Source organism: Microbulbifer maximicatervae (SeqCode), assembly GCF_052467505.1.
The window spans coordinates 240,506-266,585 of the sequence record NZ_CP174313.1; the positions used below are offsets into that span (position 1 = coordinate 240,506).

Consider the following 26,080-nt stretch of genomic DNA (forward strand, 5'->3'; position numbering starts at 1 on the left):
GGCCTCGGGCTTTTTTTCTGTTAGGCGTCTTGGTTGTTCAGTTCCAGGCAAATGGCTTTTTCCAGTGCGCCGTTGGCCTCGATGTCGGTAAGTGGTGATCCCTCGGCGTCGGTAATGTGAAAAATATCTTCGACTCGTTCGCCGAGTGTCGAAATTTTTGCATTGTGCAGGCGCAGATCGTGGGAAATAAAAATTCGCGCGATGCGGGCCAGCAAGCCGGGTCTGTCGGCACTGGTAATTTCCAGGGTGCTGTAATGATCGCCGGGTTCAGTTGAGAGATGAGCCTGGCTCTTCAATTCAAACATTTTAAGGCGGCGGGGCGTACGTCGCTGAATGATCTTTGAGTAGTCCTCAACCAGGGCTAATTCCTGCTGTAGTGTGTCGCGAATCTGCGCTAGGCGCTGGGGTTCGTCCAGTAGCGGTTGGCCCGCTTCATCCAGCACGTAAAAAGTATCCAGCGTATAACCGGAGGCAGAATTGTACAGGCGCGCATCGTGAACGTTCAGGTTGAGCATATCCAGCCCGGTAACCGCTGCGGCAAATACGTTGGCTCTATCAGGTGTGTAGACAAAAACCTGGGTAGCGCCGTCGTGCTCGCCAGGCCCTGAGTTTCGCGTTAAAACCAGGGTGTCTTTTTGGCTGGTGTCGGGGCTGCTGTGCAGATCGTGGATGGCCGAAGTGTGCCAGGTGATATTGTCAGCGGTCTCGCGAACAAAATAATCATCCCCCATTTGCGCCCAGATATTTTCCACCGAAACTTGCGGAAGTCCCATAGCGTCCAGTTTTTCCATTGCCTGGCAGCGGGTTTCCTCGATAATTTCTTCCCGGTCGATGGGGTTTTCCAGGCCTCGGCGCAGGGCATGCCGGGTGGCCTGGTAGAGCTGGCGCATCAAGCTGGCCCGCCAGCTGTTCCAGAGCTCCGGGTTGGTGGCATTGATATCTGCGACTGTGAGGGCGTACAGGTAGTCCAGGTGTTCGCGGTCACCCATCTCGCGGGCGAAAGCGTGCACGACTTCGGGATCACTGATGTCCTGCTTCTGTGAAACCTGGCTCATCAATAGATGCTTTTCTACCAGCCAGCAAACCAGACGCCGGTCGCGGGCGGGCAGGTGGTGGCGCTGGCAGAATTCCGCCGCATCCACAACGCCCAGCTTGGAGTGGTCGCCACCGCGCCCTTTGGCGATATCGTGGTAGAGACCGGCGATATACAGCAGTTCCGGTTGGCGCATGCGCTCGAGAATTTCCGCTGCAATCGGGAATTTTTCCCGCGCCTCGGGGCTCCGGAAGCTGCGCATATTGCGCACAACTTGCAAAGTGTGGGCGTCCACGGTGTAGATATGGAATAAGTCGTGCTGCATTTGCCCGGTTACTTGCCCAAATTCTGGTAGGTATCGCCCGAGAATGCGGTAGCGGGTCATTCGGGATAGCTGGGTTGACAAGCCCCGGGGCGAGCGAAGCAGCTGCATAAACAACTGGGTATTTTTCGGATCTGCGCGGAACTGGTCGTCGATCAGGTGTCGGTGCTCGCGAATCAGGCGGATGGTGGAGGCCCGTACTCCGCTAATATCCGGGTTGTTGGCCATCAGCACGAAGATCTCTAGCAGGGCCGAGGGCTCCTGGTTAAATACCTGGGGGTGGGTAACCTCAATATTGCCGTCGCGCAGCTGGAATCGCTCATTTAGCGGAATGACCAGTTGGCTGCCTTTGCGCTGAAGGATGGCTTCGCCGAGATATTGGAGAAGTACATCGTTCAATTCCTGCAGTGCCATCACGATGCGGTAGTAGTTGTGCATAAACTGCTCAACGGCGAGCTGGGTGTCGCTATCTACATAACCGAATTGCTTCGCCAGTTCTCGCTGGTAGTCAAACAGCAGTCGCTCTTCCGCACGGCCGGCGAGCAGGTGTAAGCCGTAGCGCACACGCCAGAGGAAGGTTTCCCCGGACTGTAATATGGCGAACTCTTCCTCGGTAAAAAATGCCTTTCCCTGCAGTTGCTTCAGGGTGCGCACTTGGAAAAAATATTTGGCAACCCAGGCAATTGTCTGGATATCCCTCAGGCCCCCGGGAGAGTTCTTAATATTGGGCTCGAGAATATATTCAGCAGCCTGCTGATTGCTGTGCCGCTTTTTCTGTTCGGCGAGCTTGGCTTTGAAGAATTCTTCGGTAGGCCAGAGCCTTTTGTGTTCCATTTGTGCAGTTAGTTGCTCGCCAACAGTGCTGTCACCGACAACTGTGCGGGATTCAGTGAGGTTGGTGGCCACGGTGATGTCCTTCGCGGCCAGCTCCAGGCACTCTTCGATATTTCGTACGGAGTGGCCGATATCCAAGCCCAGGTCCCATAAAAAGGCCACCAGGCGCTCTATGTTGTCGATGGTATCCGGGGTTGGGTGATCGTTGGAGAGGATGAGTAAATCGATATCGGAGTGGGGGTGTAGCTCTCCGCGCCCGTAGCCGCCCACAGCGAGAAGCCCTATACCGTCTCTCCACTCGAACTGGTGCCAGGCGTAATGCAGAAGGCAGTCCACAAACAGGGCGCGCTCGTGTACCAGTGTGACAACGTCCTCTCCCTCGCGAAAACGCTCTGCCATTTGCCGTTCGGCTGCGCCGACAGCATCTTTGAATATCTCCAGAGTGGGTTTGTCGCCGGAGCTTAAATCCCTGCGAAAACGAGACTGATCAAAGAAAAACAGGGGGCGTTCAAAGTAGGGAGGGCTGACCGGCTGCATGGGAAGTCCGTTTGGCTCTTGGGCTGCCGCAGGTGGGGGCGGCTTGGGTTCGGTTTGCGGAGATTCGCTACTATGGTGCCGCGAGTATTGCAATTATTCCTCGCGGCACTGTCAGTACGGCTTTAGAAGTTCTCCTCGCTACGTGCTGTGAGTACTTCTACCCCGTCGCTAGTCACTGCCATGGTATGTTCCCATTGGGCAGAGAGACGGCGGTCCTTGGTTACCGCAGTCCAGCCATCTCCCAGCACGCGCGTGGCCGCTTTGCCTGCGTTAATCATGGGTTCAATGGTGAAGGTCATGCCCTCTTTGAGCACTTCACCAGTTCCCGGCTGACCGTAGTGAAGAATTTGTGGGTCTTCATGGAAGACATCGCCGATGCCGTGTCCGCAGAAGTCGCGTACCACTGAGTAATAGTTTTTCTCAGCGTGCTGCTGGATGACGTGGCCAATATCGCCGAGGGTAGTGCCGGGGCGGACAATTTCGATGGCCTTGTACATGCACTCCTGGGTGATTTGTACCAGGCGTTCAGCGTGGGCGGCGGGCTTGCCGGCAAAGAACATCTTGCTGGTGTCACCGTACCAGCCATCTTTGATAACGGTCACATCGATATTAATGATGTCGCCCTTCTTGAGAATTTTGCTCTCGGAGGGGATACCGTGACAGACCACTTCGTTGACGGAAGTGCAGATAGATTTTGGGAAGCCGCGATAACCGAGGCAGGCCGGGATCGCTTTCTGTACCTTCACGATGTGTTCGTGGCAGCGTCGATCCAGTTCTTCGGTAGTGACTCCTGGAACGACATACTCGCCAATCATTTCCAGCACCTCTGCGGCGAGGCGGCCTGCGGTGCGCATCTTGGCGATTTGTTCTGGGGTCTTAATGGCTGAGGTCATGCGTATCCTTTGTTTCTGGGTTGGGGCGGGTAGCGCCCAAGAGGCGGGCTATTGTAGCGGATTGCTGGCTGTAGGACACATTTTGCCGCTATTGGCGCAAGGATGGCTCAGGCGTCCCGCCAATAGCATTGAGGCGTGATCATTTGCGCGAAATCGGCGCCAATTCTTCACTATGGGGTGCACTTGTGGTATAAAGCGCGCCGCCTGGGGATGCTCCCTGGGCGAGTAAAAGCCGCACACGCATCGACACATGTGTCTGGGTGCCCTGAAAGGGGTTGACGCATGGGATACGTGGAGGACTAACCCGTATATATAGAGGTTTATTATGCCGCAAGTAAGTATGCGCGATATGCTGCAGGCTGGTGTTCACTTTGGTCACCAGACCCGCTACTGGAACCCGAAGATGGGTCAATTCATCTTTGGTGCCCGCAACAAGATTCACATCATCAACCTTGAGCACACTGTACCGGCTTTCAACGAAGCCCTGCAGATCATCAAGGGCATGACTGCTCAAAAGAAAAAGATTATGTTTGTTGGCACCAAGCGTGCTGCACAGAAGTCTATCAAAGAGCAGGCAGAGCGTTGTGGTCAGCCTTACGTCAGCAACCGCTGGCTGGGTGGTATGCTCACCAACTACAAAACCATCCGCGCTTCCATCAAGCGTTTCCGTGAGCTGGAAGCCCAGTCTCAGGACGGTACTTTCGAGAAGCTGACCAAGAAAGAAGCTCTGATGCGTACCCGTGCCATGGATAAGCTTGAGCGCTCCATCGGTGGTATCAAGGATATGGGTGGCCTGCCTGACGCGATCTTCGTAATCGACGTTGAGCATGAGCGCATCGCTATCCAGGAAGCTAACAAGCTGGGTATCCCCGTAATCGGTGTTGTCGACACCAACAGCGATCCCGCTGGTGTTGATTACGTGATCCCCGGTAACGACGACGCTATCCGCGCAATCAAGCTGTACACCACAGCTGTAGCCGACGCAGTACTTGCTGGCGCTGCAGAAGCTGGTAACACCGTTGCGAAGGACGAGTACGTCGAAGCTAACGATGACGAAGCCGCTGCAGAGTAATTTGCAGGGCTAAGTGGTGTAACACAGTCGTTTTACACTGCGAACTCAAAAAGGGGCCCGAATTACGGCCCCTTTTTTCTAATTTTTAGTGACAGAACCCCGAGGATTGAATCATGGCGATTACCGCGTCTATGGTAAAAGAACTGCGCGAGCGTACCGGCCTGCCGATGATGGAGTGTAAGAAAGCTCTGACGGCTGCTGATGGTGACATCGAAAAGGCGATTGAAGACCTGCGCAAAGCCTCCGGCCTGAAGGCCGCTAAGAAAGCTGGCCGCACCGCTGCTGACGGCGTTGTTGCCGCTAAAGTTGCAGAAGATGGCAGCTACGGCGTACTGGTTGAAGTGAACTCCGAGACTGACTTCGTTGCTCGCGATGAAAACTTCCAGGCGTTTGTTGCCAAGGTTGTGGAGAAGGCATTTGCCGATCGCCAGCAAGACGTAGCTGCCCTGATGGAAGGCGAGCTGGAAGCTGCTCGTGAAGCACTGGTTCAGAAAATCGGTGAGAACATCGGCGTGCGTCGTATCGAGCTGGTTGAAGCTCCAGTTGTAGGTGCTTACGTTCACTCCAACAACCGCATCGCTGCCCTGGTAGCTCTGAGCGGTGGAGAGATCGAGCTGGCTAAAGATGTTGCCATGCACGTGACTGCGGTTAACCCGCAGGTGAACAAGCCGGAAGATATGCCTGCTGACGTCCTGGAAAAAGAAAAGGACATCATCAAGGCTCAGCCGGATATGGAAGGCAAGCCGGCTGAAATCGTAGAGAAAATGATGGGTGGCCGCATCAAGAAGTTCCTGAAAGAGAACAGCTTGGTAGAGCAGCCTTTTGTTAAGAACCCGGACGTAAGCATTGGCAAACTGGTTAAAGATGCCGGTGCCGATGTGGTTTCCTTTGTTCGCTACGAAGTGGGTGAAGGTATCGAGAAGGAAGAGGTGGATTTCGCAGCGGAAGTTGCGGCCCAGGTTAAGTCCTCTTCTTAATCGCATATTATTGGGTGCCCTCGGGCACTCAATCGCAGTGGGGTGCTTCCGCTGGGGTTTCTTGCCCACAGTGGAGCACCCCTCTGTGTAAATGACTGAAATTGTTGTAATGTTCAGCGGCAAGGCCTGGCCACTAACAGGTACATTGAAGGGGACTAACGAATGCCCGGTATTAAAGACCGCAAGTATAAGAGAATTTTGTTAAAGCTCAGCGGCGAAGAGCTGATGGGTGATCAGGGTTTCGGTATCAGTCCCAAGGTGCTGGACAAAATGGCCCTGGAAATTGGGCAGCTGGTTGGTATCGGGGTCCAGGTGGGCCTGGTTGTTGGCGGTGGTAACCTGTTCCGTGGCGCTGCGCTGAGTGCGGCCGGCCTCGATCGTGTGACCGGTGATCACATGGGAATGCTGGCCACGGTAATGAACGCCCTGGCGCTGCGCGATGCCCTGGAAAGATCTGACATCTCCTCAAGAGTGATGTCCTCGATTCAAATGAGCGGTATTGTCGATCACTACGATCGCCGTGCGGCTATTCGCTACCTGGAGCGTGGCGAAGTTCTGATTTTTGCTGCCGGTACCGGCAACCCTTTCTTTACCACTGATTCTGCAGCTTGCCTGCGTGGTATCGAAATTGAGGCTGAGCTGGTTTTGAAGGCCACCAAGGTCGATGGCGTCTACTCTGCTGATCCCAAGCTCGACCCGACAGCAACTCGCTATGACCAGTTGACTTACGATGAGGTTCTCGACAAGAAGCTCGGCGTGATGGATTTGACCGCTATCTGCCTGTGTCGCGAGCACAATATGCCTGTACGTGTATTCCGCATGGATAAGAGCGGGGCGCTGTTGAATATTGTGGTTGGCGGCGTGGAAGGCACCTTAATTGAAGAGGAAGTGAAATCGTGATTGAAGATATAAAAACAGACGCGAAAGCTCGTATGGGTAAGGCACTTGATGCCCTGGCTGGAAATTTCAACAAGATTCGCACCGGCCGTGCACACCCGAGTATTCTCGATGGCATCCACGTTTCCTATTACGGTTCTGATACTCCGTTATCTCAGGTTGCCAATGTTACTGTTGAGGATGCGCGCACTCTCTCCGTAACTCCCTGGGAGAAAAACCTGGTCCCGGACATCGAAAAGGCCATTATGAAGTCCGATTTGGGCCTCAACCCCAGCACAGCTGGTGCGGTTATCCGTATTCCAATGCCTATGCTGACCGAAGAGACTCGCAAGAACTTCACTCGTCAGGCAAAAAGTGAGGCAGAGACCGCGCGGGTTTCCATTCGCAATATTCGTCGCGATGCGCTGGCGGACGTGAAATCACTGGTTAAGGATAAGGAAATTTCTGAGGACGATGAGCGTCGCGCAAGTGACGACATTCAGAAAATTACCGATCAGTTTGTCGCTGATGTGGACAAAGCACTGGCAGCGAAAGAAAAAGATCTGATGGAAATTTAATGAGCATCGGTGGTACCGAGCTACATGCTCCCGGCCCACGTCACATCGCCATTATTATGGATGGCAATGGGCGCTGGGCTGCCCGAAAGGGCCTTTCCCCTTCAGCCGGCCACAAGGCTGGTGTCGAGCGTATCCGCGACCTGCTTTCAGCTTGTAAAGCTCGCGGCGTTAAAGCGCTTACTCTGTTCGCCTTCTCCAGCGAGAACTGGCAGCGCCCTCCGAAGGAGGTCGAGCTGCTGATGAGCCTGTTTAATTCCTATTTGCGCAAAGAGGCCCGGCGGATGCGGGAGGAGGGGGTTCGCCTGAGAGTTATTGGTCGACGGGACCGATTTTCTCCACGCTTGCAGCGCGCTATAGCCGAAGCGGAAGATATCACCCGCGAAGGGACTGAGGGCGACCTGATAATTGCTGCTGATTACGGCGGGCGCTGGGATATAGCTCAGGCGGCCCGCAGATTGGCTCAAGAGGTTGCCGATGGTACGCGCTCCCCAGAGTCGATTACTGAGGATGTACTTGGTAAGTACGTACGACTTCAAGATCTGCCACCGGTAGACCTTTTGATCCGCTCCAGCGGTGAGCAGCGTATTAGCAACTTTATTCTCTGGCAGGCCGCTTACAGTGAGTTCTATTTTACTGATACGCTTTGGCCCGACTTTGACGAAGCCGAGCTGGATAAGGCTATCGCAGAATATGAGTTACGTGATCGCCGCTTCGGCGGTCGCGCGGAGGGGGATGACGCGATCGCTCAGGCGTGATCCGGGCAAGTCTGCGGCGCCAGGCTTGCGATACAAATTGGTTGGAAATCTTTGCCGACACGCTCTTGATCTGTACAGAGTATCCAGACAGAGTGGTCAAGTTACTAACAAAGGGGTTTGCGGTGCTAAAACAAAGAATAATTACTGCTTTGGTGCTATTGGCACTGTTTATGGGGGTATTGTTTTTACTTCCAATGCAGTGGTTTTCACTGATATTTGTGGCGGTTATCTTGCTGGCGGGCTGGGAGTGGGCCAACCTCTCGAATTTGAATCGAGCCTTGCGCTTCGTTTTTTTGGCCGCATTGGGGTTAACCCTAATGGTCACGGCTCAATACGTCTTTTCAATGAATTTTGATGATCCAGATATCGACCGCGGCCGCCAGATTCTGGCCGTGGCCTGTGGTTGGTGGGCGCTCGCTTTCTTGTGGGTGCAGAGCTACCCGTCCAGTGCTGCTCTGTGGGGCAACCGGTGGGTACGCGGCCTGATAGGCCTTGTTGTGTTAGTTCCAACCTGGTTGTCACTGGTAGTTTTGCGGGGCTTGGATCACGGCGCCTGGCTGGTTCTTTATGTGGTAGCGATCGTTGCAGCGGCGGATGTCGGTGCTTATTTTGTCGGCCGCAAGTTTGGTAAGCGGAAGTTGGCTAGAGAAGTTAGTCCGGGCAAGTCCTGGGAGGGCTTTTTCGGTGGCTTGGGTGCTTGCTTGATTTTGGCCCTCGTAACTTCCTACCTATTTGAGCTTCCACTGAAAAATACTGTCTTATTCACTTTTGGTGTCTTGGTTACTGCACTGGCTTCAGTTATTGGGGACCTGGTGGAGAGCATGTTTAAGAGGCACAGAGGGGTTAAGGACAGTAGTCATATGTTACCGGGGCACGGTGGCATCCTCGATCGGATAGATAGCCTTTCCGCGGCTCTTCCAGTGTTTACGATGGCCGCACTTGCGAGCGAGCTGCCGAAATACTTGTAGAGGCGTTTCCGCTCCAGCTTTGTGTTTTATTCGCTAGCGCCCAGCTTAATGCTGGGCGTGCAATTGTTTGGTGGCAGCAATATTGCTATCAGAGGTACGAAAAGGGCCTATGCAAGTAATTCCCCCGCAACAAATTACCGTTCTCGGCTCCACTGGTTCGATCGGTGTGAGCACCCTGGATGTGTTGGCGCGACACCCGGAAAAATATTCTGTTTTTGCCCTTACCGCCCGTGAAAGGGTTGCCGACCTTGCTCAGCAGTGTCGGAGGTTTAATCCTCAATATGCTGTTGTTGTCGATGAGGCGCGAACTGAAGAGTTGCGAGTACTGCTTGGCGATGAAGTGGATACGGAAGTCCTCAGTGGGGTGGAGGGCTTGTGTCGTGTTGCCTCCGATACTCAGGTCGATACAGTCATGGCGGCGATCGTAGGAGCTGCGGGATTACGCCCAACCTTGGCGGCAGCAGACGCGGGCAAGAAAGTGTTGCTGGCGAACAAGGAGGCGCTTGTTATGGCGGGCCCAATATTTCAGAGGGCCTTGAATAAGAGTGGTGCGCAACTATTGCCGATTGATAGTGAGCACAATGCAATCTTTCAATGTTTGCCATTCCCCTGTGAGGATCTCGAAGCTGCGGGCGTGGAAAAAATACTGCTTACGGGTTCGGGCGGGCCATTTCGCACACGGGCTGCGAATGAGTTGGGGGCGGTGACGCCGGATGAAGCTTGTGCACACCCCAATTGGTCGATGGGCCGGAAGATTTCTGTTGACTCCGCCACAATGATGAATAAAGGGCTCGAATTTATAGAAGCGTGCTATTTGTTTAATGCGCGCCCTGAGCAGATTGAGATAGTCGTGCACCCCCAGAGTATTATTCACTCGATGGTACAGTACCGGGATGGCTCTTTACTGGCGCAGATGGGTAATCCGGATATGCGCACGCCTATTGCCCATGCCCTGGCTTTTCCCCAGCGCATTGATGCAGGGGTGCCAGCTTTGGACCTGATTGCGCAAGGCAGGCTGGATTTTGAGGCCCCGGATTTTAATCGTTTTCCTTGTCTGCGTTTGGCGCGAGAGGCTGTAAATGAGGGAAAAAGTGCTCCAACAGTCTTAAATGCAGCGAATGAAATTGCAGTAGAAGCCTTCTTGGAGGGGCGTTTAGCATTTACTGATATTGCATTGGTGATAGAAAAAGTGATGAATAGGGCTCCCGTTGTTGAACTGTCGGGGCTCGAGGCAGTCGAAGCCATTGATTTCAATGCGCGAGAACTGGCCAAGCAGGCGCTTGCCGCCCTCTAAACACATTGCCCGGCGTATAATGGCCGCTAAATTGCGTATGACAAGAAGTTGTAGCTGAGTATGGATCTAATTCAGACGGTAATCTGGGCCTTGGTGGCTCTCGGTGTACTGGTATCTTTCCACGAGTTTGGGCACTTTCTTGTAGCACGTCTATGTGGTGTTAAGGTGCTACGCTTTTCTGTGGGGTTCGGCCGCCGGTTGATCTCCCGCTATGATCGCCACGGTACCGAATTCACTATTTCCGCTATCCCCCTCGGTGGTTACGTAAAAATGCTCGATGAGCGCGAGGGGCCTGTAGCGGCTGAAGAGCTGGATCAGGCGTTTAACCGCAAGAGCGTATGGGCGAGGATGGCGATTGCCGCTGCCGGCCCTGCCGCTAACTTTCTTTTGGCGGTAGTCTTTTTCTGGGCTGTGTTCCTCGGTGGAACAGCGGGCCCGGTTCCTATTGTGAAATCCGTTGAGCCCGGGAGTATTGCTGCGTCGGCAGGCCTTGAGTCCGGGCAGGAAATTGTTGCTGTTGATGGTGAGGCTACCCCTACTTGGCAGGCCCTCAATTGGCGCCTGGCAAACCGCCTGGGTGATAGTGGCACCATAGAATTCTCTGTGCGCTATCCGGATTCCAACCTCGAATACCATATGGTGGCGGATATCAATCGCTGGCTTGCCGGCCGTGAAGTTCCCGATCCGCTCGGGGAGATTGGACTGCAGCTCTGGACTCCACCGGTGAGTATGACTCTTCATAATGTGGTGGAGGGAAGCCCGGCAGCCTCAGCTGGACTAAAGGCTGGAGACAAGATTGTCTCGACCGATGGCCGTGACTTTTCATCTTTTCAAAGCTGGACCGATTATGTGAGAGCCCGCGCTGGTGTTCCAATGGATATCACTGTCGAGCGTGGAGGCGAACCGCTGACGGTGTCCGTAACACCGGCGGAGATCAAGCTGGACAGCGGTGAAACCATAGGGCAGGTCGGAGTGCAGCCGGTATCAGAGACTTGGCCGGATGATCGAGTACGGATTTACCACTATGGGGTGGGCGGCGCTTTAGTAAAGGGCTTGCAGGAGACCTGGGATAAAACAGTCTTTACCCTGAATAGTTTGAAGAAACTATTATTTGGTCAACTTTCGACCAAAAACTTGAGTGGCCCCATTACCATTGCTAAAGTGGCGGGTACTTCCGCGGAAGCGGGATGGCAGTCTTTCCTGTCATTGCTGGCGTTGCTCAGTATTAGTCTTGGTGTACTCAATCTGTTGCCTATCCCGGTACTCGATGGTGGTCACCTCCTTTACTACGGTATTGAGGCGATCAAGGGGTCCCCTGTGTCAGAGAGGGTGCAGGTGATTGGTTTACAGGTGGGCATGGCCCTGGTGCTCTGCATTATGGGGTTGGCTCTGTACAACGATATTTTACGTTTGTAGTGCCCTGGATTGGCTTTTTTCCGGGCTGATAATGTGAGTGAGATTTTTATACGTGTGAGACGTTTTGTCTTGGCACGATTGTGTTGTGAGTAAAAGCGACTCGGAAGCGGTATGAAGTATTTGCTGAAAGCGATCTTTCTGGGCCTGGTGCTGCCTCTCAGCGCTTTGGCACAGTCGTTCGTTCTCAGCGATATCCGAGTAGACGGGTTACAGCGGGTTTCTGCAGGTACAGTTTTTTCAGCGCTTCCGATTCGGGTAGGCGACGAAGTTGAGCCTGGCGAGATTCAGGATGCAACCCGAGTATTGTTTCGCACTGGTTTTTTTGAAGATATTCAGATTGGCCACGAAAACAGCGTTCTTGTTATTACCGTGAGAGAACGACCGGCTATATCAAAGATAGATATATCCGGGAACAAGGCGATTGCCACTGAGGATCTACTGAAGGCGATGAAGGAATACGGTCTCGCCGAAGGCCAGATCCTAAAGCGTTCGACCCTCAGGGGGTTGACCCAGGAGTTTGAACGCCAGTACGTGGCGCAGGGTCGATATGGCGCCAGTGTTAAAGCGGAGCTCAAGGAGCTGCCACGCAACCAGGTTGAACTACGGGTTGCTGTCGATGAAGGGGCTGTTGCTGCGATAAAACATATTAATATCGTAGGAAATCGAGCCTTTTCTGATAAAGAGCTGGAAGAGATTTTTGAGCTTAAAACTACTGGCTGGCTCTCTTGGTTGCGCAGCGATGATAAGTATTCTAGTGAGAAACTCACTGGTGATTTGGAGCGCTTAAAGTCCTATTACCTGGATCGTGGATATCTTGGTTTCCAGATTGATTCGGCTCAGGTATCTCTAGGGCCGGACAAGAAGAGTGTATTCATTACTATTAACGTGGTTGAGGGTGGTGTTTACACGGTTAGTGAGGTGGAAATTGCTGGAAACCCGATAGTAGCGGAGGAGGAAATCAACCGCCTGCTATTGGTGCGAGAAGGTCAGCGGTTTTCCCAAGCGAGGGTGACGACCACTTCAGACTATATTGCTAAACGCTTGGGCAACAAAGGTTACGCTTTTGCCGAAGTGAATGGTGTTCCTGAGGCCAATGAAGACGAGAGTACAGTAAAAATTACCTTCTTTATTGATCCGGGAAAGCGCACTTATGTGCGACGTATTAGTTTTCGCGGGAACACTCGCACCGCAGATGAAGTCTTGCGGCGTGAACTGCGCCAGATGGAGTCAGCTTTGGCTTCCTCTGCGCGTATAGAGCAATCCAAAGTGCGTCTTGAGCGCCTTGGATACTTGAAGGTAGTGAAAGTTGAAACAACTAAGGTGTCCGGCACCTCAGACCGGCCCGATGTTGATTACATGGTAGAGGGGCAACCCTCTGATTCTGGGGGAGCGGGGCGCTAGTTGGCGCTGTAACTCCTGGATTGCGAATAAAAACACCTGGAATTAGTAGATGAAACATTTCCTGAAAGCGGCTTCTCTTAGTCTGGCACTGCCTCTCAGTGCTTTAGCACAGTCATTTGTAGTTGATGACATCCGTGTGGAAGGGCTGCAGCGCGTCTCTGCCGGTACCGTATTCTCAGCTCTCCCTGTGCGAGTGGGGGATGAGGTGGAGACTCTGGAAATTCAGAGTGCCACTCGGGCGCTGTTTCGCACTGGTTACTTTGAGGATATTCAAATTGGCCAGGAGAATGGTGTCCTGGTTATCACTGTGCGCGAGCGACCTGCAATTTCCAAGATTGAAATTACGGGTAACAAGGCGATTGCAACAGAAGACTTGTTGAAAGGCATGCAGGAGAATGGCCTTTCAGAGGGGCAGATCTTCAAGCGCGCAACCCTTGAGGGGTTGGCTCAGGAGCTGCAGCGTCAATATGTTGGCCAGGGACGCTATGACGCCAGTGTTAAAACTGAAGTAAAAGAGTTGCCGCGCAACCAGGTTGAGCTTCGCGTAATTGTTGATGAAGGCTCAGTAGCCGCAATTAAGCACATCAATATTGTCGGCAATAAAGCGTTCTCCGATGAAGAGCTTGGAGAGATTTTTGAGCTGCAAACCACCGGCTGGTTGTCGTGGTTGCGCAGTGATGACAAGTATTCCCGAGAGAAATTGACCGGCGACCTGGAGCGTCTCGAATCCTATTACCTGGATCGTGGGTACCTGGATTTTAAAATTGATTCCACACAGGTTTCCCTGAGCCCCGATAAAGAGAGTGTATTTATCACCGTCAATGTGTTTGAGGGCGATGTTTATACCATTAGTGAAGTGGACCTGGCCGGTGATCCTGTAGTTCCAGAGGAAGAAGTTAAGCGCTTGCTACTGGTGCGGGAAGGGCAGACCTTCTCCCAGGTTCGCATGACAACAACCTCGGATTATATTACCAAGCGCCTGGGGAATGAGGGCTATACCTTTGCTGAGGTTAATGGCATCCCCGAGCCGAATAAAGAAGAGAAAACGGTAAAAATTACCTTCTTTATCAACCCCGGCAAGCGGGCTTACGTTCGCCGAATTAATTTCCGAGGTAATACTCGCACTACGGATGAGGTTTTGCGCCGCGAGATGCGTCAGATGGAGTCAGCTTCTGCTTCCTCTGCCCGTATAGAGCAGTCTAAAGTCCGCCTTGAGCGCCTGGGTTACTTCAAGGAAGTAGAGGTGGAAACCAGTGAGGTGCCGGGTACTTCTGACCAAATTGATGTTGAATACACGGTTGAAGAGCAACCCTCAGGCTCTATCGGCGGCACTATAGGCTGGGCCCAGAGCAGTGGCTTGGTACTGGGAGCCAATGTCCAGGAAAATAACTGGTTAGGTACGGGTAAATCCGTAGGTATTGGGTTAAATGCTTCTACTTACCAGACCTCTGTTAATTTCTCTTACCTCGACCCATATTTCACACCGGATGGTGTGAGTCGGGGCTTTAATGTTTTCTATACAGAGAACGATTACTCTGAGGTTAACCTCTCTGATTACAACACTACGACTTATGGCGGTGGCGTTAATTTTGGTTACCCGATGTCAGAAATTTCCCGTGTCGGCTTGAATATTAATTTCAGTCACCTGGAATTGTCAGCTTCGAGTTCTTCCGTTCAAGAAATAGTAACTTCTCCTACTCCTGTGGATGGGGTTACCAAAACCGTTACTTTAGATGATTACGAGCAAATCCTTTTAGATGAAGAAAATGGAGTTACAGCTGATCTCTCCATGACTGCGATGGAGGATCTTTTCCCTACCGCTAATGGTTTTATTGATCGCTATGGGGATGCGTTTAATAATCTTGGATTAACAGCTTCTTATGCGCGTTCTACCTTGAATCGAGGTATTTTGGCAACGCGAGGTGCGTCCCAGAATCTATCTCTCGAGTTTACGCTTCCGGGTAGTGACCTTGAGTATTATAAGCTTGTGTATACCGGCCAGTATTTCCGTCCATTAACGAAGAGTTTGACTCTGCGTTTACGTACGCGTTTGGGCTATGGTGATGGTTTTGGGGATCTTGATGAGCTGCCGTTCTTTAAGAACTTCTATGCCGGTGGTTTTGGCTCAGTGCGCGGCTTTGAACGCAACACTCTGGGCCCTCGTTCAAGCCCGGCTGAATTTCTCTCCGGACTTAATTACGAAGGCCAGGTGGATGGCACCTTGCCCTGTGCGACGGCGGATGGAGAAATTACCGAATATTGTTATTTAGTAGACTCTGATGGGGATCTACTTGTTACTGATTTTGGCGCTGATGCCGACCCCGCTGGTGGAAATATCTTAGTTGAGGGTAGTGCAGAAGTTATATTCCCATTGCCCTTTGTTAAAGATCAGCGCTCCTTACAAACCGCTTTCTTTGTTGACGCGGGTAATGTATTCGATACCAACTGTGGTGATACCCAAATCAACTGTTACGATGTGGACTTTGGTAAGATGAATGTCTCTGCGGGGATAGGCTTGACCTGGATTACCGGTTTTGGCCCGCTGACATTTAGCTTGGCGAAAGCCCTCAAGAAAAATGATGATGACGATGTGGAAGTATTCCAGTTCACTCTGGGTAACAGCTTCTAAATTTGTCAGATAAAATGAATTAGGCGTATATCAGCGCAATTAAAATAAAATCTATTGGAGAGACCGACGTGCTTAAGAATGTAAAAATTGTTGCAGTATTACTTGCAGGTATGACCTTGTCCGGCGCAGCGCTGGCGCAAACCAAGGTCGCGGTACTTAACCTACAGGCTGCGATCATGAGCACTGATGCAGCTAAGACCAAAGTAAACTCCCTGAAGACCAGCTCTGAATATTCGAAGCTGCAGAGCAGTGCCGAGTCAATTCGTTCTGAACTGCAAAAAATGGCTGAAGATGCCAAGAAAAATAGTGTGACCTGGTCCGATGAGCAAAAGACTGAGTACCAGCGCAAGATGAATTTCCAGCGCTCAGATTTTGAGACAACGGTGAAAAAATTGCGTGCAATGGAAGCTCAAGTGGGTCAAGAGATCCAGGCTTCTATGGGACCAAAGGCCAGAGATGCCCTGGACGCACTGATTAAAGAGCAGAAGCTTGACGTAGTGCTCGATTCCAATACTGCCTACTATGTAAGCCCCAGCGTCGACTTGACAGAGGCTGTTGTTAAGCGTATGAACGCAGCCAAGTAAGTCGATAGCCTTCTATGAAAGATAGCTTTTCTCTTGCCCAGTTGGCGCAAGAGCTGGGGGCCGACTTGCGGTTGGCGCCCGGTTCAGATTCCAATCAAAAAGTTCAGGGTTTAAATACACTGCAGGATGCCGGTGCAGAGCACTTGGCTTTCCTCGCAAGTCCCAATTATCGACGCTTTCTGAAAACGACCAAGGCCGCCGCAGTGCTGGTGTCGGAAGAGTTTGTTGAAGAGTGCCCGGTAACGGCTTTATGTGTTGCGGACCCCTACCTGGCCTTTGCTCGAGCAACAGCCCTGTTCGATACAACTCCCGAAGCCCCCATTGGTATTCACCCCTCTGCAGTAGTTCACCCTACGGCAGAGATTGGTGCTGGTGTCAGCGTGGGACCCGGCTCTGTGGTCGAGGCCTTCGCAAAATTGGAGCCTGGAGCGATTGTTGGTGCTAACTGCTATGTTGGCGAGGGCAGTTTAGTCGGTGCAGGAACACGCCTGTATGCCGGCGTTGTTTTTCATCATAACTGCTCTATCGGTGCACACGGTATTATTCACAGCCAGACGGTTATTGGAGCCGATGGTTTCGGGTTTGCACCCAATAAAGGCAGCTGGGTGAAAATTCACCAGCTTGGTGGAGTGCAAATTGGCGAAGATGTGGAAATTGGAGCCAATACCTGTATAGACCGTGGGGCTTTGGGCGATACGGTGATTGGGCGAGGAGTCAAGATCGACAATCTGGTCCAAATCGCGCACAATGTGAAGATTGGTGACTACACGGCCATAGCTGGGTGTGCCGTAATTGCCGGTAGTGCTGAGATAGGGAAGCATTGTCTTCTCGGTGGCTGTAGCCGTATTAACGGACACATAACGATTGCAGATGGCAGTCAGGTGTCGGGTAACACGTTTGTTACTAAGTCGATAAAGGATACTGGTAGCTACTCTGGAGCGCTATCCTTTGCCGATAGTTCTACCTGGCGTCGTAATGCTGTGCGTTTTGGTCAGTTGGATCAAATGGCGCGCAGATTGAAAGATTTGGAAAAACAGGTTCAGGCATTGTCCCAAAAGAGTGGGACAGACGATTGAACTTTAGTTATTAATTAATTTGGCTTTGTTGTTTTCGGGGCGTTTTACGCCCCGAAGTGGTTTCTGGGGGCATTTGGAATGATGGATGTACGTGAAATTCGCGAGTATCTGCCGCACCGTTATCCTTTTTTGTTGGTGGATCGTGTAGTAGAACTCGAAGAAGGGAAGTATATAAAGGGCTATAAAAACATTTCTGGAAATGAAGAAGTTTTTAATGGCCACTTTCCGGAAATGCCTATTTTCCCGGGAGTGATGATTGTTGAAGCCCTGGCTCAGGTCTCGGGAATCCTCGGCTTTAAAACGTTTGGCAAAAAACCGGAAGATGGATATCTGTATCTGTTCGGTGGGGTTGATAAGGCGCGCTTTAAGCGTCAGGTGATCCCGGGTGATCGCCTTGAGCTCGAGTCTGAAGCGGTATCTGTTCGCAGAAATATCTGGAAATTCGCTTGTAAAGCCAGTGTTGATGGCGAGCTGGCGGCTTCTGTTGATATCCTATGTGCCGTGAAAAAGGTTCAGTAATTCTGTAAAGCTCGCTGGAGAGTTAGGTTCAGGATTTTCCGGGTAGCCTTTGTTTTTAAGGGTACAGGTTACCCAGTACGATTAATGCCGAGGAGTAGATCCCAGAATGCAGACAAGTATCCACCCTACAGCTATTGTCGACTCTACGGCAGTAATTGGTTCCGGGGTGAGTATTGGTGCTTACACCATTGTTGGAGCCGGCGTAGAGATAGGTGATGGCTGTGATATTGCCTCTCATGTGGTGCTTAGTGGGCCGACCAAACTGGGGAAGAACAACCGAATCTACCAGTTTGCTTCCGTAGGGCAGGATACCCCGGACAAAAAGTATCGTGGTGAAGAGACGACACTCGTTATTGGCGATAATAACGTGATTCGCGAGGGGGTTACGATCCACCGTGGTACCGTTCAGGACCGAGGTGAGACCACTATTGGTGACGAAAACCTGATCATGGCCTATGCCCATATTGGCCACGATAGCGTCGTTGGTAATCACACTATTATGGTGAATAACTGTGGTTTGGCCGGTCATGTTGTTGTTAAGGACTGGGCGATTCTGAGTGGTTATAGTTTGGTTCACCAGAACTGTACTGTGGGAGAGCATGCTTTCCTGGGAATGGGCGCTGCTATCGGTAAAGACGTTCCTGCTTATGTTATGGTTGCCGGAAACCCTGCCGAAGCAAAGACCATTAACTCAGAAGGGCTGCGCAGACGGGGCTTTTCTAGAGAAGATATTGCCCTGATCAATAAGGCTTACAAGACCGTTTATCGTCGCGGTCTCACTATGCAAGAGGCGCTGCAGGCCTTGATGGAGTTGCGCGAACAATCTCCAGTTATTCAGCCGTGGATAGAGTCTTTGCAGTCTTCCACTCGCGGCATTGTTCGCTAATTCACTTCTCTTTGGAGCTGTTTTGTGCAGCTCCGATTGCACTTTATGCAACTCCCATTTAATTCCAACATAAACAGCTCCCCAAGAGGAGGGATATAGGCGTGTCAGAAAAAAATAAGCCGATACGAATTGGTATCGTTGTCGGTGAGGCGTCAGGAGATATCCTCGGTTCTGGTTTAATGGCCGCATTAAAAACTCGGCTTCCCAATGTAGAGTTTGGGGGGATTGCCGGGCCGCGCATGCTGGAACTGGGTGCTAAAAGTTTATTTCCTATGGAGCGGCTGTCGGTAATGGGGCTGGTAGAGCCTTTGAAGCGCCTTCCGGAACTGTTGAAAATCCGCAGATCTCTCCGTCGCCACTTTACTGATAGCCCGCCCGATCTATTTATTGGTATAGATTCCCCGGACTTTACATTGACTCTTGAGGCTGCACTCAAGGCTGAGGGTATCCCCACCGTCCATTATGTCAGTCCTTCGGTTTGGGCCTGGCGGCAGGGTCGAATTAAAAAGATTGCGCGGGCTGTCGACCACATGTTGACCCTGCTTCCATTTGAAGCGAATTTCTACCGAGATAACCAAGTACCGGTGACCTTTGTTGGCCACCCTTTGGCTGATGAAATTCCCCTGCAAGTGGATGTCGCCGGCGAACGCAAAGCATTGGGCTTTGAGAAAGACGACCGGGTAATTGCCCTTTTGCCTGGCAGCCGTGGAGGTGAGGTTCGCATGCTGGGGCCGTTGTTTCTGCAGACGGCCCGATGGTGCCACCAGCGTCACTCGGATATTAAATTTGTTATTCCCGCTGCTAACAAGCAGCGTATGGATGAGATTCAAGAGCAGCTAAAAGATTATCCAGAACTCCCTATTACTTTACTTGAGGGGCAATCGAGACGAGCCGTTTCTGCGGCAGACTGTGTGCTCATTGCATCGGGTACAGCAACCCTAGAGACAATGTTGCTTAAAAAGCCCATGGTCGTTACCTATAAGCTGGGCAGGTTGACGTCATTGATCGTCTCACGGATGCTGCACACCCCATGGGTTTCGCTACCAAATTTATTAGCCCAAAAAGAACTGGTGCCAGAAATTTTGCAGAATGATGCCATTCCAGAGAATCTTGGTGCGGCAGTGATGCAGTACTTTGAAGACCCGCTTCTTGGGGATCATTTAGAGCGCGAGTTTTTCGAGATGCATCAACAGTTGAGGCGAAATGCTTCTGAGCGGGCTGCCGATGCCGTGGTGGGGCTACTGGAAGCTAAGCCGGAATCTGCCGAGTAGTAATAAATTATGAGTAGTAAAACAGAATTGCCCCCCTATGTCTGCCCTTTCAAGGGTGATTTGATTGCAGGTGTCGATGAGGTTGGGCGCGGCCCTTTAGCTGGTGATGTGGTTGCAGCTGCTGTGATCCTTGATCCCGGCAAGCCAATTGCCGGGCTTGCAGACTCCAAAAAGCTGACTGAAAAAAAGCGCGAGCAGTTATTTGATGAGATTTGTGAGCGAGCACTCAGTTACTCCATAGCTCGTGCAACAGTTGAGGAAATTGACCAGCTAAATATTTTGCAGGCAAGTTTACTGGCGATGCATCGTGCAGTTGCACAGCTATCCGTGCAGCCTGAATTTGTGTTGGTGGATGGCAATAAAAAACCGAACTGGGATTACCCTTGCGATACCGTTGTAAAGGGCGATGGTCGTGTCGCTGCAATTGGGGCGGCATCTATTTTGGCTAAGGTGACCCGTGATAGGGAAATGGTGGTGCTGGACTCTGAATATCCCGGTTACGGCCTTGCAGGTCATAAAGGGTATCCCACCAAGGCGCATATGGAAGCTTTACAGTTGCAGGGGCCCACTCCAATACACCGCACCAGCTTTGCACCGGTAAGGCGCTTGCTAGAAGAGGTTGAGAGATAAACGGTTGTAGCGCTATTTATCGATTCGCTTGATTCTGGCCCGGGTAATCATCTTGTCTGAGACCTCCTCAATTTCCACCAGGTAATTGAGGATGTACAGGCTGATATTGCCGTCGGGGATGCTCTCCAAGTGTTCCATTGCCAGGCCGTTAAAAGTTTTTGGCCCGTCAGTGGGCAGTTCCCAGCCCAGGGTACGATTAATATCGCGAATAGAAGTGCCGCCTTCGATCATGTACCAGCCATCTTCTATGGCGACTATCTCCTCGTCATCGCTGGGTACTGGACTTGCGGTGAAGTCGCCGACAATTTCCTCCAGCAGATCTTCTAGGGTAACGATACCCATTACCTCTCCGTACTCATCAACTACCAGCCCCATGCGGCGCTTGGTTTTCTGGAAGTTCATCAGCAGTGTGGGGAGTGGTGTTGCCTCGGGTACGAAGTAAGGTTCATCGGTGAAGGAGTGGAGCCGCTCTGCTGTTAAATTTTCCGGTCCGTCGCGCAGTATCTGCGCCGCTTTTCGCAGGTGAAGTATGCCTACTACTCGATTGATGTCACCGCGATATACGGGGAGGCGAGTGTAGGAACTTTCCGCTAGCTGCTGCAGGATCTGTTCGGCGCTGTTTTCCAGGTCAACGCCCATGACTTCATTGCGCGGAATCATGATGTCTTCAACGGTTGCCTGGTCCAGGTCCAGCACGTTGAGCAACATGCCCTTGTGCTTGCTGGGAAGCAGGGCGCCTGATTCGAATACAACGGTTCGGAGTTCTTCGGGGGCCAGGTGTTCCGCTTCGCTATTCGCTTTTGTTTCGACTCCCAACATACGCGCCAGGCCGTTGGATATGCCACCAATCAACAGCACCAGGGGAGTGAGCAGCCATTGCAGTGGGCGCAAAATAAATGAGGCGGGGAAAGCAATTTTTTCCGGGTGTAGAGCGGCAATAGTCTTTGGTGTGACCTCAGCAAAAATCAGCAGGGCAAGAGTTAAGACTATGGTGGTGAGTATTTCTCCATAAATTTGCGCGAATACCGAGCCGGCGATTACAGACACAAGAACGTTAACGAGATTGTTGCCGATTAGAATTGAACCGATCAGCTTGTCCGGGCGTGCGAGTAGCTCGGTGGCGCGCTTTGCCCCGCGGTGCCCGCTTTTGGCTTGGTGCCGCAGACGATAGCGGTTAAGCGCCATCATGCTGGTTTCGGAGCTGGAGAAGAAGGCGGATATCAGTATCAATAGGGCCAGCAAACCGAATAGCAGGCCCGTGGGCATCTCGTTCAAGGGAGAACTCTTTTTATTTCCAAGCGGAGATATTGGAACATATTGCCGACCTCCGCAAGCTTTGCAGTCGTATATTCGATTACCCGCGCTGGAGAATGACTTCCATAACCAGCTTACTACCAAAATAGGCAAGTAGTAGGGCGGCGAAAGCGCTTAAGGTCCAACGCACAGCGGTATTGCCTCTCCAGCCCAACCTCCAGTGTCCCCATAGGAGTATGGTGTAAAGAACCCAGGCGACCATAGAGAGGATGGTTTTGTGTATTGGCCCCTCTTCAAACAAATTGCCAACAAAGACGAAACCGGTCAGCAGGGAGGCGGTGAGCAGTAGTTGCCCGAAAGTGATCAGGCCAAACAGCAGTGATTCCATGCTCTGCAATGGTGGCAGAAGACGGGTGGCGCCTACCGGCCTGTGGTTGTGCAGTTGCTGGTTAAGGTAATAAAGATAGATCGCCTGAAGGGTAGCCAGGGTCAGCAGCGAATAGGCAGAAATAGACAATAGAGCGTGTACCGCAATGCCGGCAGAGATTTGTTGATGTGGCGTTACGGTGCCCCAAATATGGGATGCGGCAAATTCAGTGGCGGCTCCCACTGGTGCGAAAATAAGAATAAGTAGCGTAAGTGGCCGGCCAACGGCCAGGATCAATAATAGAAAGTTAACTACCCAGGCAATCAGCGAGAGCATTGCCAGCAGGTCAAAGCGATAGCCTTCGGGTGAAAAGAGAACGTGTCCCAGGGATATTCCGTGGGTGACAAGTGCACCCGCCAAAAGGCTGAGAAGCAGTTTGGAATTCGGCTGTTGTTTTCGGGCCAGAGCCGCACCTGCAACTATGGTTGTGGCCAGGTAGAGAGCGATAGCTGTCCAGTGGGCGAAAGCCGCCATGGGTAAATCCGTGTCTTCATTATTGCGTTAGGGCAGGAGTGTGTCATAGCCAGTTGAAACAAGGAAGACTTGCGATATTTCGGCTGTGGCGAGACCTGGGCTATACTGCCGCGCCTCAGAGAGGGAGTTGCAGTTTGCTCCCCCCTAATTTCGCGCCCCTCCGCACTGGGGTTGAGTCCGTAAACGGAGAGATCGAGACGAATTTATGTTCGATAACCTGAGTGACCGCTTATCGGCGGCCTTAAAGAAAGTTACCGGTAAAGCGCGCCTTACGGATGACAATATCCGCGATACTTTGCGCGAAGTGCGCAAGGCGCTGTTGGAGGCGGATGTCGCTCTGCCAGTGGTTAAGGCATTTGTTCAGCAAGTGCGCACCGCTGCGGTAGGACAGAAGGTTAGCAAGGCTCTCAACCCGGGCCAGCAGTTCGTCAAGATTGTTCAGGATGAGCTGGTTAAGGTGATGGGTGCGGCTGCAGAGCCTCTCAACCTCGCCGTGCAACCTCCGGCGGTAATCCTGATGGCGGGCCTCCAGGGCGCTGGTAAAACCACCAGTGTGGCCAAGCTGGCCAAATACCTGCAGGAGCGTGAAAAGAAAAAAGTCATGGTGGTGAGTGCGGACGTCTACCGCCCCGCCGCTATCAAGCAGCTGGAGACCTTGGCCGGTGAAGTGGGGGCACAGTTTTACCCCTCTACAGCTGAGCAGAAACCGCTGGATATTGCCAAGGGTGCTGTGGACGCTGCCCGTAAACAATTTGCCGATGTGCTGATTGTGGATACCGCTGGTCGACTGCATGTGGACTCCGAGCTGATGGATGAGATCCGTGAGCTGCACAGCGAGTTGGACCCGGCGGAAACCCTGTTCGTGATCGACGCAATGATCGGTCAGGATGCGGTAAATACCGCAAGTGCCTTTAATGATGCACTGCCGCTGACCGGTGTGATTCTCACCAAGGCCGATGGCGATGCCCGTGGTGGTGCCGCTCTCTCCGTGCGTCACGTCACCGGTAAGCCAATCAAGTTTATCGGTGTTGGTGAAAAGACCGACGCCCTGGAAACCTTCCACCCGGATCGTATCGCCTCCCGTATCCTGGGTATGGGTGACATTCTGTCTCTGATTGAAGAAGCAGAGCAGAAGATTGACAAAGAGAAAGCCGAAAAGCTGGTTAAGAAGGTCCAGAAGGGTAAAGGCTTTGACCTGGAAGACCTGCGCGATCAGTTGCAGCAAATGCAAAACATGGGTGGCTTTGGCTCCCTGTTGGAGAAAATGCCCGGCATGGGCGGTGTAGCGCAGGCTGCACAACAGGCCGATATGGGCAAAGAATTTAAGCGTATGGATGCCCTGATTTCCTCCATGACGCCGGCCGAGCGCCGCAATCCTGACCTTCTTAACGGTTCGCGCAAGCGCCGTATCGTTGCCGGTTCCGGCACCCAGCTGCAGGACTTGAATCGCCTGCTCAAGCAGCACAAGCAGATGGGCAAGATGATGAAGAAGCTCAAAGGCGGCGGCATGGGCAAAATGATGCGCGGACTCGGCGGCCTGCCCGGTATGGGCGGTGGTATGGGCGGCATGGGTGGTATGCCTGGAGGCCTGCCACCGGGCCTCAAAAAGAAGTAGAGAACCGCGGTTCTCCGGGCGGCTTGGCGACCCTATACAAATCTGGGGTGGTACATTAGAATACGCCGCCTTTCTGCCGGCCCTGCTGCCGGTAAAAAGTTGTTGTGGTGACTGCTTAGTGCGGTTGCCTAGTGTTGAACCTATAGGAAAGTTACATGGTAACCATTCGTTTGGCCCGTGGTGGTGCTAAAAAGCGCCCATTTTATCATCTGACCGTTACCGACAGCCGCAAATCTCGCGACGGTCGTTTTATTGAACGTGTTGGTTTCTTCAACCCGGTTGCCCGTGGTCAGGAAGAGCGTCTGCGTGTTGATCGCGAGCGTGTTGATTTCTGGCTGGGTCGTGGCGCACAGGTTTCTGACCGCGTCGGCAAGCTTCTGAAAGAATCTGCTTAATTTGCGCGTAAGTGGTGCTCCTGTGACAGATAACGGAAAACCTTCCGAAGAGTTGGTCACGGTTGGGCGCGTTACTACCGTTTATGGTGTGCGCGGCTGGGTCAAGGTTCACTCCTATACCGAGCCGATGGACAACATCCTGCAGTTCCCTAATTGGCGCTTGCAGGGGCCGAAAGGTTGGGAAGCTCTCGAAATTGACGCTGGTAAGCGTCACGGCAAGGGCTTGATTGTACATGTGAAAGGCATTGATGACCGCGATTTGGCGGCTCGACTTTGCCAGCGCGATATTGCTGTAGCTCGTGAACTGATGCCTGAGCTTGAGCATGGTGAGTATTACTGGCACCAGCTCGAAGGGTTAAAGGTTGTCAGCCATTTCGATGGCGAAGATCACGACTTTGGTACCGTCGCTCGCATGATGGAAACTGGCGCCAACGATGTAATGGTGGTGCGCGGTGGAGCGGATAAGCGCGAGCGCTTGATTCCCTATCTACCTGATCAGTTTATTACCAATATTGACCTGGAAGTCGGTGTAATAACCGTCGACTGGGACCCGGCTTTTTAAGGCGTAGGAGCGATGACAAAACGAATCGCTCTGGTAAGCATTTTTCCGGAAATGTTTGCCGCATTGACCGAGTATGGCGTCAGTGGACGGGCTGTGAAAGATGGCCTATTAGAAGTTCGCTGTTGGAATCCTCGGGACTTTACCAGTGACAGGCACCGGACTGTGGACGATCGCCCTTACGGCGGCGGACCGGGAATGGTGATGTTAGCTGAGCCTCTTTACCAGGCTCTCGAGGCTGCTCGAGCTTGGGCTGGTGAAGATGGTGAATCTGTACGCAGTATCTACATGTCTCCCCAGGGTCGACAGCTCGATCAGGGTGGAGTGGAGCAGCTGTCTGCAGCTGGCAACCTGGTGTTGTTGGCGGGGCGCTATGAAGGTGTGGATGAGCGTATCGTCGAATCTATGATCGACGAGGAGTGGTCCATTGGTGACTATGTCCTCAGCGGTGGCGAACTGGCTGCTATGGTGATGGTGGATGCTATTACCCGCTTGATTCCCGGCGCACTTGGACACAACCAATCGGCGGTTGAGGACTCTTTCTCCTCTGGCCTGCTGGACTGCCCACACTACACCCGACCGGAGCAATATCGGGGAGTAGCGGTACCGGAAGTTTTGCTTTCCGGCAACCATGAAAGAATACGCCGCTGGCGCCTGAAGCAGGCATTGGCGCGCACGCAACAGCGACGCCCGGACTTATTGCAAGGGTTGGAGTTGAGCGATGAGCAGAAGTTGTTGCTGGATGAGATCCAGCGGGAACAGAAGCTCGAAGAAAATTGAGGCCGAATTCGCCGGGAGGCGCGAG

The 26,080-nt window shown here is 52.4% G+C and carries 23 protein-coding genes and 1 pseudogene; 20 read left to right on the forward strand and 4 right to left on the reverse strand.

The genetic code is table 11. The features are described from left to right. Window positions 1–20: 20 nt before the first annotated feature. Complete coding sequence (locus tag ACJJIN_RS01015) at window positions 21–2,726, reverse strand: [protein-PII] uridylyltransferase (protein ID WP_444896532.1); 2,706 nt, start codon at window positions 2,724–2,726, stop codon at window positions 21–23. A 122-nt stretch (window positions 2,727–2,848) separates the two neighbouring features. Beyond that, on the reverse strand, window positions 2,849–3,619 hold the full coding sequence (map, locus tag ACJJIN_RS01020) for a type I methionyl aminopeptidase (RefSeq protein ID WP_282933678.1): 771 nt from the start codon (window positions 3,617–3,619) through the stop codon (window positions 2,849–2,851). A 325-nt stretch (window positions 3,620–3,944) separates the two neighbouring features. On the opposite strand from map, the gene rpsB reads away from it, so the two are divergent. From rpsB to rnhB, 16 genes and pseudogenes are all read left to right on the forward strand, one after another. Beyond that, a complete protein-coding gene (gene rpsB / locus ACJJIN_RS01025) occupies window positions 3,945–4,691 on the forward strand; it encodes a 30S ribosomal protein S2 (RefSeq protein ID WP_282933677.1) in 747 nt (248 codons plus the stop codon). Between the two features lie 113 nt (window positions 4,692–4,804). Beyond that, the gene (tsf, locus tag ACJJIN_RS01030) at window positions 4,805–5,668 is read left to right on the forward strand and encodes a translation elongation factor Ts (RefSeq protein WP_444896533.1); all 864 of its coding nucleotides are present in this window, start codon (window positions 4,805–4,807) and stop codon (window positions 5,666–5,668) included. Between the two features lie 162 nt (window positions 5,669–5,830). Beyond that, a complete protein-coding gene (gene pyrH / locus ACJJIN_RS01035) occupies window positions 5,831–6,568 on the forward strand; it encodes a UMP kinase (RefSeq protein ID WP_282933675.1) in 738 nt (245 codons plus the stop codon). Continuing rightward, a complete protein-coding gene (gene frr, locus ACJJIN_RS01040) occupies window positions 6,565–7,122 on the forward strand; it encodes a ribosome recycling factor (RefSeq protein WP_282933674.1) in 558 nt (185 codons plus the stop codon). The genes pyrH and frr overlap by 4 nt, the downstream gene beginning before the upstream one ends. Further along, on the forward strand, window positions 7,122–7,877 hold the full coding sequence (gene uppS / locus ACJJIN_RS01045) for a polyprenyl diphosphate synthase (protein ID WP_444896534.1): 756 nt from the start codon (window positions 7,122–7,124) through the stop codon (window positions 7,875–7,877). The genes frr and uppS overlap by 1 nt, the downstream gene beginning before the upstream one ends. A 122-nt stretch (window positions 7,878–7,999) precedes the next feature. Continuing rightward, window positions 8,000–8,845 (forward strand): phosphatidate cytidylyltransferase, encoded by an 846-nt coding sequence (locus ACJJIN_RS01050; protein WP_444896535.1) that lies wholly within the window; start codon window positions 8,000–8,002, stop codon window positions 8,843–8,845. Between the two features lie 109 nt (window positions 8,846–8,954). Then, on the forward strand, window positions 8,955–10,139 hold the full coding sequence (gene ispC / locus ACJJIN_RS01055) for a 1-deoxy-D-xylulose-5-phosphate reductoisomerase (protein WP_444896536.1): 1,185 nt from the start codon (window positions 8,955–8,957) through the stop codon (window positions 10,137–10,139). Window positions 10,140–10,199: 60 nt separating this feature from the next. Further along, a complete protein-coding gene (rseP, locus tag ACJJIN_RS01060) occupies window positions 10,200–11,555 on the forward strand; it encodes an RIP metalloprotease RseP (protein ID WP_282933671.1) in 1,356 nt (451 codons plus the stop codon). A gap of 111 nt (window positions 11,556–11,666) precedes the next feature. Beyond that, a pseudogene (gene bamA / locus ACJJIN_RS01065) lies at window positions 11,667–12,944 on the forward strand (outer membrane protein assembly factor BamA); the annotation flags it as partial. Between the two features lie 61 nt (window positions 12,945–13,005). Continuing rightward, window positions 13,006–15,585: an outer membrane protein assembly factor BamA gene (bamA, locus tag ACJJIN_RS01070; RefSeq protein WP_444896537.1), complete on the forward strand. Its 2,580-nt coding sequence runs from the start codon at window positions 13,006–13,008 to the stop codon at window positions 15,583–15,585. 68 nt (window positions 15,586–15,653) lie between these two features. Beyond that, complete coding sequence (locus ACJJIN_RS01075) at window positions 15,654–16,169, forward strand: OmpH/Skp family outer membrane protein (protein ID WP_413662813.1); 516 nt, start codon at window positions 15,654–15,656, stop codon at window positions 16,167–16,169. Between the two features lie 14 nt (window positions 16,170–16,183). Then, window positions 16,184–17,245 (forward strand): UDP-3-O-(3-hydroxymyristoyl)glucosamine N-acyltransferase, encoded by a 1,062-nt coding sequence (gene lpxD / locus ACJJIN_RS01080; RefSeq protein WP_444896538.1) that lies wholly within the window; start codon window positions 16,184–16,186, stop codon window positions 17,243–17,245. A gap of 78 nt (window positions 17,246–17,323) precedes the next feature. Next, the gene (fabZ, locus tag ACJJIN_RS01085; RefSeq protein ID WP_108734005.1) at window positions 17,324–17,764 is read left to right on the forward strand and encodes a 3-hydroxyacyl-ACP dehydratase FabZ; all 441 of its coding nucleotides are present in this window, start codon (window positions 17,324–17,326) and stop codon (window positions 17,762–17,764) included. 106 nt (window positions 17,765–17,870) lie between these two features. Beyond that, a complete protein-coding gene (lpxA, locus tag ACJJIN_RS01090) occupies window positions 17,871–18,650 on the forward strand; it encodes an acyl-ACP--UDP-N-acetylglucosamine O-acyltransferase (protein ID WP_444896539.1) in 780 nt (259 codons plus the stop codon). 101 nt (window positions 18,651–18,751) lie between these two features. Then, window positions 18,752–19,921, forward strand: a complete 1,170-nt coding sequence (lpxB, locus tag ACJJIN_RS01095; RefSeq protein WP_444896540.1) for a lipid-A-disaccharide synthase — start codon at window positions 18,752–18,754, stop codon at window positions 19,919–19,921. A gap of 9 nt (window positions 19,922–19,930) precedes the next feature. Continuing rightward, on the forward strand, window positions 19,931–20,551 hold the full coding sequence (gene rnhB / locus ACJJIN_RS01100) for a ribonuclease HII (RefSeq protein ID WP_444896541.1): 621 nt from the start codon (window positions 19,931–19,933) through the stop codon (window positions 20,549–20,551). A 12-nt stretch (window positions 20,552–20,563) separates the two neighbouring features. Here rnhB and ACJJIN_RS01105 read toward each other — a convergent pair whose 3' ends face one another. Together ACJJIN_RS01105 and ACJJIN_RS01110 are read right to left on the reverse strand one after the other, a co-directional pair. Beyond that, complete coding sequence (locus ACJJIN_RS01105) at window positions 20,564–21,826, reverse strand: HlyC/CorC family transporter (RefSeq protein ID WP_444896542.1); 1,263 nt, start codon at window positions 21,824–21,826, stop codon at window positions 20,564–20,566. 79 nt (window positions 21,827–21,905) lie between these two features. After that, window positions 21,906–22,706: a cytochrome C assembly family protein gene (locus ACJJIN_RS01110; protein WP_444896543.1), complete on the reverse strand. Its 801-nt coding sequence runs from the start codon at window positions 22,704–22,706 to the stop codon at window positions 21,906–21,908. 205 nt (window positions 22,707–22,911) lie between these two features. Here ACJJIN_RS01110 and ffh point away from each other — a divergent pair, with 205 nt between their 5' ends. The 4 genes from ffh to trmD all read left to right on the forward strand — a co-directional run bounded on the left by ffh (window position 22,912) and on the right by trmD (window position 26,055). Beyond that, entirely contained in the window at window positions 22,912–24,321 is a 1,410-nt protein-coding gene (ffh, locus tag ACJJIN_RS01115; protein WP_444896544.1) for a signal recognition particle protein, read from the forward strand. Window positions 24,322–24,476: 155 nt separating this feature from the next. Continuing rightward, window positions 24,477–24,716 carry a 30S ribosomal protein S16 gene (gene rpsP, locus ACJJIN_RS01120; protein ID WP_108733998.1) on the forward strand — a complete coding sequence of 80 codons (240 nt, stop codon included), beginning with the start codon at window positions 24,477–24,479 and terminating at the stop codon, window positions 24,714–24,716. 22 nt (window positions 24,717–24,738) lie between these two features. Further along, window positions 24,739–25,278, forward strand: a complete 540-nt coding sequence (rimM, locus tag ACJJIN_RS01125) for a ribosome maturation factor RimM (protein ID WP_108735295.1) — start codon at window positions 24,739–24,741, stop codon at window positions 25,276–25,278. Between the two features lie 12 nt (window positions 25,279–25,290). Next, a complete protein-coding gene (trmD, locus tag ACJJIN_RS01130; RefSeq protein ID WP_413662806.1) occupies window positions 25,291–26,055 on the forward strand; it encodes a tRNA (guanosine(37)-N1)-methyltransferase TrmD in 765 nt (254 codons plus the stop codon). The last annotated feature ends 25 nt before the right edge of the window (window positions 26,056–26,080 follow it).